Consider the following 13,494-nt stretch of genomic DNA (forward strand, 5'->3'; position numbering starts at 1 on the left):
GACCTGCCAGTCACAAGCCGGCAATCAGCGGCGGCCGCTTCAAAGCTCACAAAAACAATCACGAGCGAGCGTTATCAGCATGAACGAGTACGCCCCCCTGCGTTTGCATGTGCCCGAGCCCACCGGCCGGCCAGGCTGCCAGACCGATTTCTCCTACCTGCGCCTGAACGACGCAGGCCAGGTGCGCAAACCGCCCATCGAGGTCGACGCTGCAGACACTGCAGACCTGTCGTACAGCCTGATCCGGGTGCTTGACGAGCACGGCAACGCCCAAGGCCCCTGGGCTGACGACATTGACCCGCAGATCCTGCGTCAGGGTATGCGCGCGATGCTCAAGACGCGCATCTTCGACAGCCGCATGGTGGTTGCCCAGCGCCAGAAGAAGATGAGCTTCTACATGCAGAGCCTGGGTGAAGAGGCCATCGGCAGCGCTCAGGCCCTGGCGCTCAACCGCACCGACATGTGCTTCCCCACCTATCGCCAGCAAAGCATCCTGATGGCCCGCGACGTGTCGCTGGTAGAGATGATCTGCCAGTTGCTGTCCAACGAGCGCGACCCGCTCAAGGGACGTCAGCTGCCGATCATGTACTCGGTGCGCGAAGCCGGCTTCTTCACCATCAGCGGCAACCTGGCCACGCAGTTCGTGCAGGCGGTAGGCTGGGCCATGGCTTCGGCGATCAAGGGCGACACCAAGATTGCCTCGGCGTGGATCGGCGACGGCGCCACCGCCGAGTCGGATTTCCACACCGCGCTCACCTTCGCCCACGTCTACCGCGCCCCGGTGATTCTCAACGTGGTCAACAACCAGTGGGCGATCTCGACCTTCCAGGCCATTGCCGGCGGCGAACAGACCACCTTCGCCGGGCGTGGCGTGGGTTGCGGCATCGCCTCGCTGCGCGTCGATGGCAATGACTTCGTCGCTGTGTATGCCGCTTCGCGCTGGGCGGCCGAGCGCGCCCGCCGGGGTCTTGGCCCGACACTGATCGAGTGGGTGACCTACCGCGCAGGCCCGCATTCGACGTCGGACGATCCGTCCAAGTACCGCCCCGCCGATGACTGGAATCACTTCCCGCTGGGCGACCCCATCGCCCGCCTCAAGCAGCACCTGATCAAGGCCGGTCACTGGTCCGATGAAGAGCATCAGGCCACCACGGCCGAGTTCGAGGCCGCCGTGATCGCCGCGCAGAAGGAAGCGGAACAGTACGGCACCTTGGCCAACGGCCACATCCCGAGCGCCGCTTCGATGTTCGAGGACGTGTACAAGGACATGCCCGATCACCTGCGCCGTCAGCGCCAGGACCTGGGGGTTTGAGATGAACGACCACACCAACAGCATCAATCCGGAAACCGCCATGGCCACCAGCACACTGACCATGATCCAGGCCCTGCGCTCGGCCATGGACATCATGCTCGAGCGCGACGACAACGTGGTCATCTACGGCCAGGACGTCGGCTACTTCGGCGGCGTGTTCCGCTGCACCGAAGGGCTGCAGAACACGTACGGCAAGTCCCGCGTATTCGATGCGCCGATTTCCGAAAGCGGCATCGTCGGCACTGCCGTGGGCATGGGCGCCTACGGCCTGCGCCCGGTGGTGGAGATCCAGTTCGCCGACTATTTCTACCCAGCGTCCGACCAGATCGTTTCGGAAATGGCACGCCTGCGTTATCGCTCGGCCGGTGAGTTCATCGCCCCGCTGACCCTGCGCATGCCGTGCGGCGGCGGTATCTACGGCGGCCAGACCCACAGCCAGAGCCCGGAGGCGATGTTCACCCAGGTCTGCGGCCTGCGCACGGTGATGCCGTCCAACCCGTACGATGCCAAAGGCCTGTTGATCGCCTCGATCGAGTGCGACGACCCGGTCATCTTCCTGGAGCCCAAGCGCCTGTACAACGGCCCGTTCGACGGCCATCACGACCGCCCGGTAACGCCATGGTCCAAGCATCCCCAAAGTGCCGTACCCGATGGCTACTACAGCGTGCCGCTGGACAAGGCCGCCATCGCTCGCCCTGGCAATGACGTCACCGTGCTGACCTATGGCACCACGGTCTATGTCGCTCAGGTCGCGGCCGAAGAAACCGCCGTCGATGCCGAAGTCATCGACCTGCGCAGCCTCTGGCCGCTGGACCTGGAAGCCATCATCGCCTCGGTGAAGAAGACCGGCCGCTGCGTGGTCGTGCACGAAGCTACCCGCACCTGCGGTTTCGGTGCCGAACTGGTGGCGCTGGTGCAGGAGCACTGCTTCCATCACCTCGAAGCACCGATCGAGCGGGTCACCGGCTGGGACACGCCCTACCCTCACGCACAGGAATGGGCGTATTTCCCCGGCCCGTCGCGGGTGGGTGCGGCATTGAAACGGGTCATGGAGGTCTGAATGGGCACGCACGTCATCAAGATGCCAGACATCGGCGAAGGCATCGCGCAGGTCGAGTTGGTCGAGTGGTTCGTCAAGGTCGGCGATGAGATCGCCGAGGACCAGGTGGTGGCCGATGTCATGACCGACAAGGCGACGGTGGAAATCCCTTCGCCGGTCAGCGGCAAGGTGCTGGCCCTGGGCGGCCAGCCAGGTGAAGTGATGGCGGTCGGCAGCGAGCTGATCCGCATCGAAGTGCAAGGCAGCGGCAACCATGTCGAGGCCGCGCCACAAAAAGCGGTGCCAGCCGCCCCAGCGTCCCCCGTCAGCGAGACTCAGGCGCCGGTGCAAACCGCGCAACCTGACGTCACCCGTGCAGCGGCGCAGCCGGCCGCTGTCGCTGCGCCGACCCATACGGCCATGGTGCCGCGCCAGGCGGGCGACAAGCCGTTGGCCTCCCCTGCGGTGCGCAAGCGCGCCATGGATGCCGGCATCGAGCTGCGTTACGTGCACGGCAGCGGCCCGGCCGGGCGCATCCTGCATGAAGACCTCGATGCCTTCATCAGCAAACCGCACAGCGTCGCCAGCCAGGCGCCCAGCGCAGCAGCAAAGCGCACCGACAGCGAGCAGGTGCCGGTGATCGGCCTGCGCCGCAAGATCGCCCAGCGCATGCAGGACGCCAAGCGCCGCGTCGCGCATTTCAGCTATGTCGAGGAAATCGACGTCACTGCCCTTGAGGCCCTGCGCCAGCACTTGAACGCCAAGCACGGCGACAGCCGCGGCAAGCTGACCCTGCTGCCCTTGCTGGTACGTGCCCTGGTCGTGGCGCTGCGCGATTTTCCGCAGATCAACGCCACCTACGACGATGAAGCGCAGGTCATCACCCGCCATGGCGCCGTCCATGTGGGTATCGCCACCCAAGGCGACAACGGCCTGATGGTCCCGGTGCTGCGCCATGCCGAAGCCGCCAGCCTGTGGGCCAACGCCGCAGAAATTTCCCGTCTGGCCCAGGCCGCCCGCAGCAACAAGGCCAGCCGCGAGGAGCTGTCCGGTTCGACCATTACCCTGACCAGCCTGGGCGCGCTCGGCGGCATCGTCAGCACACCGGTGGTCAATACCCCGGAAGTGGCGATCGTCGGCGTCAACCGCATGGTCGAGCGCCCGGTGGTGATCGATGGCCAGATCGTCGTGCGCAAGATGATGAACCTGTCCAGCTCGTTCGACCATCGGGTGGTCGACGGCATGGATGCCGCGCTGTTCATTCAGGCCGTGCGCGGCCTGCTCGAGCAACCTGCCTGTCTGTTCGTGGAGTGAGCATGCAACCGATCATCGACACTACCCTGCTGATCATCGGCGGCGGCCCCGGCGGCTATGTGGCCGCCATTCGTGCCGGGCAACTGGGCATACCCACCGTTGTGGTCGAAGGCCAGGCCCTGGGCGGCACCTGCCTGAACGTCGGCTGCATCCCCTCGAAGGCGCTGATTCATGTGGCCGAGCAGTTCCATCAGGCCGAGCGTTTCAGCCAGCCTTCGCCGTTGGGCATCAGCGTCACGGGTGCGCGTCTGGACATCGGCCAGAGCGTGGCCTGGAAGGACGGCATCGTCGACCGCCTGACCACTGGCGTGGCCGCCCTGTTGAAAAAGCACGGGGTCAGGGTCATCCACGGCTGGGCCAGGGTGCTGGACGGCAAGCACGTCGAGGTGGACGGCCAGCGCATTCGTTGCGAACACCTGCTGTTGGCCACCGGTTCCAGCAGCGTGCAATTGCCGATGCTGCCATGGGGCGGGCCGATCATCTCCTCCAGCGAAGCCCTGGCGCCTGAGGACCTGCCGCAGCACCTGGTGGTGGTCGGCGGCGGTTACATCGGCCTGGAGCTGGGCATTGCCTACCGCAAGCTGGGCGCGCAGGTCAGCGTGGTGGAAGCGCGCGAGCGCATTCTGCCCACCTACGATCGCGAGCTCACCGCGCCAGTGGCCGACGCGCTGCAGCGCTTGGGTATAGCCGTGCACCTGGGGCACAGCGTCGAAGGTTATGCAGACGGCTGCCTGCTGGCCAGCGACGGCCAGGGCGGGCAATTGCGTCTCGAGGCAGATCGGGTGCTGGTGGCGGTCGGCCGTCGCCCGCGCACCCAGGGCTTCAACCTCGAATCCCTGGACCTGCGCATGAACGGCGCGGCGATCGCCATCGATGAGCGCTGCCAGACCAGCATGCGTAACGTCTGGGCGATCGGTGACGTGGCCGGCGAGCCGATGCTCGCGCACCGCGCCATGGCCCAGGGTGAGATGGTCGCCGAGATCATCGCCGGCAAGGCTCGGCGTTTCGAGCCAGCGGCGATCGCTGCGGTGTGCTTCACCGACCCAGAGCTGGTAGTGGTTGGCGTGACTCCCGAGCAGGCCAGCGCGCAAGGGTTGGATTGCCTGGTCGCACAGTTCCCGTTCGCGGCCAATGGCCGGGCCATGAGCCTGGAGGCGAAAAGCGGTTTCGTGCGCGTGGTGGCGCGGCGTGACAACCACCTGATCGTCGGCTGGCAGGCCGTCGGCGTGGCGGTGTCGGAGCTGTCGACGGCATTTGCGCAGTCGTTGGAGATGGGGGCGCGCCTGGAAGATGTGGCCGGCACCATCCATGCCCATCCGACCTTGGGCGAAGCGGTGCAGGAAGCGGCGCTGCGGGCGCTCGGCCACGCCCTGCACATCTGATCGCAAGCGGCACAGCCGTATTGACCCGCTGCGCCAACGGCGCCGCGGGTCTTTTTTCGTGCGGCGCAATCAGACGCGGAAGTAACCGACCGACGAATCGAATGGCAGGCGCTTGAGCTCGATCTTGTTCAGGTCCAGCACATCACGCAGCGCCTGGGTTTCGCCTGGGAAGTTGCGGTAGGCCACCTCGTCGAGCACCACGATCGCCCCCTTGGGCATGTACGGCAGGAAGGTCTCCAGCGCCACCTTGGTCGATTTGTACAGGTCAGTGTCGAGGATCAGCATGGCCACCACCAGGTCCGGGCGGGTCTTGACGAAGGCAGGCACGGTTTCCAGGATATCGCCCTTGACGATCTCGCAGCGGGGAATACGGTTGACCGGACGGATCAGGTCGTTGGCATCGATCATGTCCTGGATCAGCGTCTCGTCGGTATCGGAGAACATGCTTTCGTTGATGTCGGCCGGGTCCTGCTCGGCATCGATGCTGGCAAAGCCGCCGAAGGTATCGAAACCGATGATCGACCGGTTGATCGCGTAGGGTTCGAGAATCATCGACAGCTGCATGTACAGCATCAACGAGTTGCCCTTGTACACACCGCACTCGACGATCGCCCCAGGGATGTCCTGGACCATCTTGAACAGCTCGATGCGCGACAAGGCCGCGGTCACGGCGATGCGGTTGGCGAACACGAACGGCGCATCCGCCACGTACTGGGCATCGACGCGGCTGAGCACGCTGGCGCGCTTTTCGTTGTACTCGACCTCGGCAGCGGTCAGACGACGCTTGGTCATGGGTTAACTCCCTGGAATTGCGAAAAGTCGCTGGCATTGAAAAAGTCTTTGAAGCCGGCATCTGCATCCGAACAGCCGTTGTCGACGTTCGGCGCGCCGCGCTTGTGCAGCAAGTCTTGCAGGTGGATCAGGCGGAAGTCCACGCTGAAACGCACCTTGTCGGTGAAGTTGGCGACCGTGCCGTGCAGGTGGGCGCCCGAGAAGATCAGCATCTCGCCGCTGTTGGCGGCCACGCGCAACTCGGCGCTGGTGTCGATGGCCTCCAGCGGCACCGGGTGCACGCGGGTTTCCTCGGTGATGTTCTGCGAGGCCTTGTGCCGCTGCACATTGATCCAGTCGTTCAGGCTCCACTGTGCCGAACTGTTCTGCACCGGCCGCTCGAAGTAGGCCGGGTTGATCATCATGGTCTGTTCGGGCTCGATGCTGTACACCGGCATCCAGGTGTTGACCTGGCTCTCGACGCTGCCATACCAGGTGTCGCGGTGCGGCTTGTAGGCATAGCTGACGCCGGCATGCAGGTAATCGTAATGCGGTACCACGCGCACCCGCGGCACGTCGAAGATGTAGTCCTTGGGGTCGGCGCCGATCTCGCGGATGAAGCCGCGGATCAAGGCCTTGGCTTCGGCACCGTTGGTGAACTGGCGCTTGAGCGCGGTGACACGCTCGACGAAGGTTTCGACCGGCATCATCTTGTGCAGCGATTGGTGATCGGTTTCACCTTCGAACGCCGCAGTGATGCTGTGCCGGGCCAGGGCGCACAACTGGTGTGCGTGGCCAAGGCCGGTTTCCAGGAAGATATCGCCCTTGAACAGCGCACCCCGATAGTCCGGCTTGTTTTTCACCTGGTTGACGTAAAGATTCATACTTGCCCCCTTCAGCACTCTTGAGACCGATGCCCGCACAGGCTGCGTCGACCGGCAGCAGGGCATCCATTGAAGTGGACGCAAGGCGACGCAAGCCTGCCGCTTCGGGCAAGCACTTCAAGTCATGGCGATACAGGTGCATTGCCCGTATCCAGTGACCAGTGGATCGGCATGGGGCGCAGAAACTTTAAGCCGGCCTGGGGCTAAAAACGCCCTCCACGACCCTGGCCGATCGGAGGCTCATTCGCTGATGGCGTTCTTGCCCGCGTCCTTGGCCCGGTACAGCGCCTGGTCGGCCCGCGCCAGCAGGGCTTGCTGGTCTTCGCCGTCGTGGCGCTGGACCACGCCGTAGCTCATGGTCAGACGGCATTCGCCCACCGGCTCGAGCAGTTGCATGGCTCGCCGCAGCAGCGAGGCAAGGTCGAGCGCCTCGCCCAGGGTGGTCTGCGGCAGCACCATGACGAATTCGTCACCGCCCAAGCGCGCCAGCAGGTCGAGCTCGCGCAGGCGCAAGCGCAGGTGCTCGACCACTCGCACCAGGGTGGCATCGCCGCAGGCGTGGCCATAACGGTCGTTGATCGGCTTGAAGTCATCCAGGTCCATGGCGATCAGCGCCAGCGGCTGACGAAAGCGCTCGGCCCGCTCGCATTCCTGCTGCAGGGTCTTTTCCAGCCGGTAGCGATTGGCCACCCGGGTCAGGGTGTCGCGTTCGGCGAGGATGCGGTTTTCGTCCAACTGCCGTTGCAGTTGCTGGTTGACCCACGACAGTTCGCGGGTGCGCTCGAGCACCTGGGCCTCCAGCGAATGGTTCTTCTGCTCCAGCTCGACGATCAGGCGCTTGCCGGCATCGATGTTACGGTGGGCGCCGAGCATGCGCGCCACCGAGCCATCTTCATTGCGGGCGATGATCTGGCCGCTGTCTTCGATCCACAGGTAGCTGCCGTCCTGACAGCGACAGCGGTATTCGATCAGGTAACGCTCGTTGCGCTGGGTAATGTAGGCCTCGAAGTGCGCCATGACCCGCGGGTAGTCCTCCGGGTGGATGACGTGTTCCCAGGTCAGCACGGTGTTGGCCTTGGAATGGCGCGTGTAGCCGAGCATGGCGTACCAGCCGGGGCTGCGGTAGACGTAGCCGGTGTTGGCGTTCCAGTCCCAGACGCCATCGCTGACCAGCTCGAACAGCGTGGCCAGTTGCTGCTCGTCGAAGCCGGCAGGCGCCGGCGGTGCTACCTGACTCATGGACGCTCTCCGTGGACCCAGCACCTGCGCGCCGCTCGAGGTGCGCCGACCGGGTCGGTGTGCGGCAGGCAAGCATATGCCCGGCCGATGACGATCGGAATAGCCCACCGAGCTATTTTTACCGCGCCGTCTCAGCCCTGGCTGACGCTGAATCCATTGCGCCCTGCGCGCTTGGCGCTGTACATGGCCTGGTCGGCCAGCGCCAGGGCCTGCTCGGCGCTCTGCGGCGGCTGCCCAGCGGCATTGAGGTACACCCCGATGCTGGCGCCGATCTTGACCTCGGCGCCAGCCAATACAATCGGCGCCGCCAGCGCCGCGCACAGCTTGCGGGCAATATCACGCGCCGAGGCCTGGCTGTTCACGCCGCGCGCGATGATCACGAACTCGTCGCCCGCCAGACGCGCCACCGTGTCATCGGCGCGCATCGCCGCCAGCATGCGCCCGGCTGCGGCCTGCAACACCGCGTCACCGGCTTCGTGACCGTGCCGGTCGTTGACTTGCTTGAAGCCGTCCAGGTCGATGAACAGCAGCGCCAGGGCGGCGCGCTGCTGCAAGGCGAGCGCCAGGCTCTGGTGCAACGCCGCGCGGTTGGGCAAGCCGGTCAACGGGTCGAGGGTGGCTTGATCGAGCAGCAGGCGTTCCTTGTGCTTGCGCTCGGTGACGTCCAGGGACATGACGAAAAAGCCCTCGACCTTGCCGTTGCGAATATCAGGCACATACGTGGCATGCCAGATACGCGCGTCATGCGGGCTGTAGCGCACATCGTCGGCCTCGACCCGCTCGCCGGCCAGGGCCTTGCGGAAATACGGCAGCAACTGCGCGTAGACCTGCGCTGGCAGTACATCCTCGACCTTGCGGCCTTTGAGCTGGGTCGGCTCGACGCCGAAGATCTGCCGGTACACCGCATTGTTGAAGCGGTAGGCCAGATCGGTGCCGATGTGGGCGATCAGCACGGGCAGGTTATCGGCAATCGCCTGCAGGGTTTCCTGGCTGCGCGCCAGCTCTTCGGTGCGCTGCGCCACTTGCTGCTCGAGCGTGCTCTGGTAGCGCTGCAACTGCTGCTGGCGACGCTTGCGCGCGCTGATGTCGCGCACCAACACCACCAGTTGCTCGATCGCGCCCTGGGCGTCACGCAGCGCCGATAGGCTCAGCTCGGCCCACAGCGCGGGGTCGGCAGTGGTGATCAGGCGCACTTCACTGACCTGCGAGTCCAGCTCGCCAGCGACGATTCGCTGCCAGTCGGCATCCAGCGTGGCCTGGTCCTGCGGGTCGATCAGTGCACGCAGTTGCGTGAGGACCAGGGCTTCCTTGGGCCGGCCCAGCAGTTGGCAGAATTCGCGGTTGGCCTGCTGGATGCGCCCTTGCGGGCTGACCAGCGTCTTGCTGGTCGGGCTGTTGTCGAAGACCCGATGAAAGTGCGCCTGGGCGCTGGCCTTGGCAGTGCGCCCGGCCTGCTCCACGGCGCTGCCAGCATCCTTGGCCAGGCTGCGGTGGAGCATTTCACGCTCGACGATCCGCGCCAGATCGCGCAGGTGCGCAAGCTCGGTCTGGGTCAACTGGCGCGGCCGGGTGTCGAGGACGCACAGGGTGCCGAGGGTGAGATCGTCGGCAAAGCGCAGCGGCACCCCGGCATAGAAGCGAATGCGCGGTCCGCCGGTCACCAGCGGATTGTCGGCAAAACGCGGGTCGGCGCAAGCATCGGGGATCAGCAGCATGTCCTCGGCGTGCAGGGCGTGGGCGCAGAACGCCAGGTCGCGACTGGTTTGCGTGATCTCCAACCCCTGGCGCGATTTGAACCACTGGCGATTGACGTCGATCAGCGAAACCAGGGCCATCGGCGCATCGAGCAGCACGCAGGCCAGGCGGGTAAGGCGGTCGAAGGTCTCCTCCGGCGGCGTATCGAGAATGTCCAGGCTTTGCAGGTAGCACTGGCGGGCTGCTTCGTTGAGGGGCATCGGGGCGATTTGCATGACGGCTCGCTCGGCAAAATCCTACCGGCAAACGATAGCGGCGCAGCGCTCAAGCGCAAGCCTTTCAACGCTGTAACCGACGCGCTCAAGCCGTATAATCGCGCTCTTTTGTAAGACGAAGATGTTCCTTCATGAAGAAACTGCTCTGTGCCATCACACTGGCCATTATGGCCATCCCCGCTGCCTTCGCTACCCCGCCCGCCACGTTCAGCGAAGCCAAAGCCGTTGCCAAACAAAAGATCTACCTCGATCAAGCCAACAGTGCCAACGGCGAGTTGTACTGCGGCTGCAAGTGGACCTGGGTCGGCAAGTCCGGCGGGCGCGTGGATGCGAAATCGTGTGGCTATGAAACCCGCAAGCTGCAGACCCGTGCCGAGCGTACCGAATGGGAGCATATCGTGCCGGCGTGGACCTTCGGCCACCAGCGCCAATGCTGGCAGAACGGCGGGCGCGAGCACTGCGTGGGCAGCGACCCGACCTTCCGCGCCATGGAAGCCGACCTGTTCAACCTGTACCCGTCGGTGGGCGAAGTGAACGGTGACCGCAGCAACTTCAACTACGGCATGGTTTCCGGCGTCGCCCCGCAATACGGTCAGTGCACCACCAAGGTCGACTTCCAGCAGCGCACCGCCGAGCCGCGCGACGAGGTCAAGGGACTGGTAGCGCGCACTACGTTTTATATGTTCGATCGCTACAAGCTGAGCATGTCGCGCCAGCAGCAGCAGTTGATGATGGCCTGGGACAAGCAGCACCCGGTCACCGCCTGGGAGAAGCAACGCGACCAGCGCATCGCCGCGATCATGGGCCACAGCAATCCGTTCGTCACCGGCGAGCGCAAATGGACGCAGGGCTATACGCCACAAGGTGCAGGCCTGGTGCAGAACACCGCAGCGCCAGCACCGGCCAAACCCTCGCTGGCCAGGAGTGTTTCGGCCGGTGCGGTGTTAGGCAACCGCAACAGCCATATCTACCACCTCTCCAACGGCTGCCCTGGCTACAGCCAAGTGGCGCAGAAGAACCAGGTGGCGTTTGGCAGCGAGGCCGAGGCCCAGGCTGCAGGGTATCGCAAGGCGGGTAACTGCAAATAAGCGAGCGAGGTGTGTTCGGTGTGGGCTTGCACCAGGTGTGTGATGTCCCACGCCTAGTGCTCTGTACGAAATTTCAAGAAATCCAAGCGCCGCCTCTTGAACACCGAGATTTTGTACAGCCACCCGCCATCGACGCAAAGGAGTTCTGTGACGGCATAGCGCTACGAACGCTCGGACGAGGTCTGGGGAGTAGTCTTCGATCTCTTCATCGAAACCCATGGCCGTGGGCGGCCTCGCTTGAGCGACCGACTCGCTGCCCACCAGCGATCCGGTGTCGCGGCTGCGCAGTGGACCGCAACCTTCGTAATTGATCTCGCCTCGCAGTTTGCCGAGCGTGCGCACCAGCTCGGCCGCTGGGTCTTACTGATAGCGGCGGTGAATCGGGTAATAGGCATGCTCCACCAAGTGCGACTATCAATTCCGGTGTCATGCACCTGCGAAAGCTTCTCGGCGGGCAAGGTCGAGGCAAACTGCCAAGCCTTGTGCCGCATCGCATCGTAGCCAAAGCCACTGGTGAGTCTGCCTTGAATGCGGTGAACCTCGCGGTACAGGTCGTCATGCTCCATGTCGCTGATCACCTAGTCATCCAGGTTCAACCGGTGCAGCGGTAATCCCCGCTGTTCAGCTATTGAAGCGGTCCGGAAAGTCTCGATCAGGCAGAAATCTTCGCATGTGCCAGCGCAACTATAGCCAGCAGACTCATAGCGGAGCACGACGCCATTTCTCATCAAAACTCAATATTTCTTTCTTCTTCACTTTCCACTTGGCCTCCTTCATTACCATGTAAATTTTCGAAGTTATCCCAGCACCTCTAACCTGCCGAACGTGAAGGATTAAACTTTTTTCATCGCCGCCTAGGACATCAATCTCGTCGACATCAGGATCGTAGGTTGCAGGCTTAGCGCAGCCTAAATCAATAAGTCGCCCATAATTAAACTTATCTTTTATCACGTAACCTTTGAGAATCAGCTCTAACTTCTGCCGATACTCCTCCTTTAGCCTTGGATCATCAATTCCTTTGCCGAGGGCTTGTTTTCGCTTATCAAAAAATTCGATCTCCCATGCATTCATCTCACCCATGAACTCGACAAGAGCTTTCGGCACATCTTCTGATAGATATCTTTTTGACATATTGATTTCCAATAAACCCCTCAAGTATATGTTCGCCCTGATGGAGCATATCATAGGTTATGGATGTGCGGCGCGCACCAGCGTTACTTATCTGAAGTTTAGCTCGATATCCACAACACCTTTTTTCTGAACGACATTTGCAACCTGAGATTAAAAAGCTATGTATTCACCACGATGTATGCCTCTCAATGGAGGGAAAACGCCATCTTTACCTCTTCCACCCAAGCGCTTACTCATGCAAGAACGATATGTCGCCTGCGATATAATTCTGCCACCCGCGTCCGTCAACTCCAGCGGCGTACCCATTTAGTCAGTATGGAAGTAAAAGACCTTCTGCACCTCCCCTTCCACCTGATCCACCCGCGCTAACGGCGCATAGCTCCCTGGCTCATACAGGTACACGATGTTCTGCCCAGGGCTTTCCTCCCGCAGCATCCTCAGCCCTTGCCACAGAAAGCGCTTCTGCTCGACCTCGCCATTGATCTCAGCCCGCTTGGCCACCCGCCGTCCAAGGCTGTCGTACCGGTACTGGCCGGTACTCTCCAGCTTGCCATTGACCACCGTTTCTGCACGGACCAGCCGATTCTCGCAGTCGTAGGCAAAGGTCTGCAGCTTGCTATGCCCAGAGCGCTTTTCGACCAGGTTGCCCCAGGGATCATATCGGTACTCCTGATCACGCCACCGTTTGATTCGGTTGTCTTTAACCTTGTCGAACTGTCGGGCATTGAAGTCCAGCAGGTTCGCCGCCGCGTCGTAGCGGAATTCTTCACTGCCTACCAGCGAACCAGTATCGCGGCTGCGCAACTGGCCGTTAGCTTCGTACTCGTACTTGATCTCGCCTCGCAGTTTGTCGAGCGTGCGCACTAGCTCGCCCGCTGGGTCGTACTGATAGCGGCGGTGAATCGGTTATAGGCATGCTCGACCAGCAGCGAGGTATTGATGCCGGTGTTGTGCACCTGCGAAAGCTTGTCGGCAGGCATGGCCGAGGCAAACTGCCAAGCTTTGCGCCCCATCGCATCGTAGCCAAAGCAACTGGTGAGCTTGCCCTGGGTCCGGTAGACCTCACGGTGCAGGTCATCCCGTTCCATGTCGGTGATCACCTGGCCATCCAGGTTCAACTGGTGCAGGTGCCCGCTGCCGTGGTACAGGTGATTGACCTAGCGACCATCCGGCAAAATCAGTGCGGTCAAGTTGCTAAGCGGGTCAGACTCGTAGCCAAGCGTCATATCAGACGTGATTTATTTCGTCAGCCGGCCCCCTAGATCGTAGGCGTGCTCCAGCTCCCCCTCAGTTACACCATGCTGCTTGCCGACAACCTATGATCCTCAGTAATTCGTATCCGTTGTTTTTGAGGGCGATTGTCT

General features: G+C 62.9%; 10 protein-coding genes and 2 pseudogenes. 5 read left to right on the forward strand and 7 right to left on the reverse strand.

What is annotated here, in order from left to right; all coding sequences use genetic code 11:
- The first annotated feature begins 79 nt into the window (after positions 1–79).
- Genes FS665_RS14360 through lpdA form a run of 4 tightly spaced genes read left to right on the forward strand, consistent with a single transcriptional unit; the run spans position 80 to position 5,047 of the window.
- Complete coding sequence (locus tag FS665_RS14360) at positions 80–1,312, forward strand: 3-methyl-2-oxobutanoate dehydrogenase (2-methylpropanoyl-transferring) subunit alpha (protein WP_145189497.1); 1,233 nt, start codon at positions 80–82, stop codon at positions 1,310–1,312.
- A 1-nt stretch (position 1,313) separates the two neighbouring features.
- Positions 1,314–2,372 (forward strand): alpha-ketoacid dehydrogenase subunit beta, encoded by a 1,059-nt coding sequence (locus tag FS665_RS14365; RefSeq protein WP_145189500.1) that lies wholly within the window; start codon positions 1,314–1,316, stop codon positions 2,370–2,372.
- Positions 2,373–3,665 (forward strand): dihydrolipoamide acetyltransferase family protein, encoded by a 1,293-nt coding sequence (locus tag FS665_RS14370; RefSeq protein WP_145189502.1) that lies wholly within the window; start codon positions 2,373–2,375, stop codon positions 3,663–3,665. It abuts the gene before it with no gap.
- 2 nt (positions 3,666–3,667) lie between these two features.
- Positions 3,668–5,047 (forward strand): dihydrolipoyl dehydrogenase, encoded by a 1,380-nt coding sequence (gene lpdA, locus FS665_RS14375; RefSeq protein WP_145189505.1) that lies wholly within the window; start codon positions 3,668–3,670, stop codon positions 5,045–5,047.
- A 69-nt stretch (positions 5,048–5,116) separates the two neighbouring features.
- Here lpdA and FS665_RS14380 read toward each other — a convergent pair whose 3' ends face one another.
- The 4 genes from FS665_RS14380 to FS665_RS14395 all read right to left on the reverse strand — a co-directional run bounded on the left by FS665_RS14380 (position 5,117) and on the right by FS665_RS14395 (position 9,911).
- A complete protein-coding gene (locus FS665_RS14380; RefSeq protein WP_145189508.1) occupies positions 5,117–5,839 on the reverse strand; it encodes a TylF/MycF/NovP-related O-methyltransferase in 723 nt (240 codons plus the stop codon).
- The gene (locus tag FS665_RS14385) at positions 5,836–6,702 is read right to left on the reverse strand and encodes a hypothetical protein (protein ID WP_145189511.1); all 867 of its coding nucleotides are present in this window, start codon (positions 6,700–6,702) and stop codon (positions 5,836–5,838) included. The genes FS665_RS14380 and FS665_RS14385 overlap by 4 nt, the downstream gene beginning before the upstream one ends.
- A 240-nt stretch (positions 6,703–6,942) precedes the next feature.
- Positions 6,943–7,941, reverse strand: a complete 999-nt coding sequence (locus tag FS665_RS14390) for a sensor domain-containing diguanylate cyclase (protein WP_145189514.1) — start codon at positions 7,939–7,941, stop codon at positions 6,943–6,945.
- Between the two features lie 131 nt (positions 7,942–8,072).
- Positions 8,073–9,911, reverse strand: a complete 1,839-nt coding sequence (locus FS665_RS14395) for a diguanylate cyclase domain-containing protein (protein WP_145189517.1) — start codon at positions 9,909–9,911, stop codon at positions 8,073–8,075.
- A gap of 131 nt (positions 9,912–10,042) precedes the next feature.
- On the opposite strand from FS665_RS14395, the gene FS665_RS14400 reads away from it, so the two are divergent.
- Complete coding sequence (locus tag FS665_RS14400; protein ID WP_145189520.1) at positions 10,043–10,999, forward strand: endonuclease; 957 nt, start codon at positions 10,043–10,045, stop codon at positions 10,997–10,999.
- 249 nt (positions 11,000–11,248) lie between these two features.
- Here the strand turns inward: FS665_RS14400 and FS665_RS23710 are convergent.
- From FS665_RS23710 to FS665_RS23715, 3 genes and pseudogenes are all read right to left on the reverse strand, one after another.
- A pseudogene (locus FS665_RS23710) lies at positions 11,249–11,604 on the reverse strand (sugar-binding protein); the annotation flags it as partial.
- Positions 11,605–11,698: 94 nt separating this feature from the next.
- The gene (locus FS665_RS14410; RefSeq protein WP_256675093.1) at positions 11,699–12,142 is read right to left on the reverse strand and encodes an NTF2 fold immunity protein; all 444 of its coding nucleotides are present in this window, start codon (positions 12,140–12,142) and stop codon (positions 11,699–11,701) included.
- A 138-nt stretch (positions 12,143–12,280) separates the two neighbouring features.
- Positions 12,281–13,443 (reverse strand): annotated as a pseudogene (locus FS665_RS23715) (RHS domain-containing protein); the annotation flags it as partial.
- Positions 13,444–13,494: the final 51 nt, after the last annotated feature.

Source organism: Pseudomonas sp. URMO17WK12:I11 (genome assembly GCF_007677725.1).
GTDB lineage: Bacteria > Pseudomonadota > Gammaproteobacteria > Pseudomonadales > Pseudomonadaceae > Aquipseudomonas.

Excerpts from the sequence above, each read along its gene's own strand:
- FS665_RS14360 (WP_145189497.1), top strand. The coding sequence starts at position 80 with ATGAACGAGTACGCCCCCCTGCGTTTGCATGTGCCCGAGCCCACCGGC.
- FS665_RS14365 (WP_145189500.1), top strand. The coding sequence starts at position 1,314 with ATGAACGACCACACCAACAGCATCAATCCGGAAACCGCCATGGCCACC.
- FS665_RS14370 (WP_145189502.1), top strand. The coding sequence starts at position 2,373 with ATGGGCACGCACGTCATCAAGATGCCAGACATCGGCGAAGGCATCGCG.
- lpdA (WP_145189505.1), top strand. The coding sequence starts at position 3,668 with ATGCAACCGATCATCGACACTACCCTGCTGATCATCGGCGGCGGCCCC.
- FS665_RS14380 (WP_145189508.1), bottom strand. The coding sequence starts at position 5,839 with ATGACCAAGCGTCGTCTGACCGCTGCCGAGGTCGAGTACAACGAAAAG.
- FS665_RS14385 (WP_145189511.1), bottom strand. The coding sequence starts at position 6,702 with ATGAATCTTTACGTCAACCAGGTGAAAAACAAGCCGGACTATCGGGGT.
- FS665_RS14390 (WP_145189514.1), bottom strand. The coding sequence starts at position 7,941 with ATGAGTCAGGTAGCACCGCCGGCGCCTGCCGGCTTCGACGAGCAGCAA.
- FS665_RS14395 (WP_145189517.1), bottom strand. The coding sequence starts at position 9,911 with ATGCAAATCGCCCCGATGCCCCTCAACGAAGCAGCCCGCCAGTGCTAC.
- FS665_RS14400 (WP_145189520.1), top strand. The coding sequence starts at position 10,043 with ATGAAGAAACTGCTCTGTGCCATCACACTGGCCATTATGGCCATCCCC.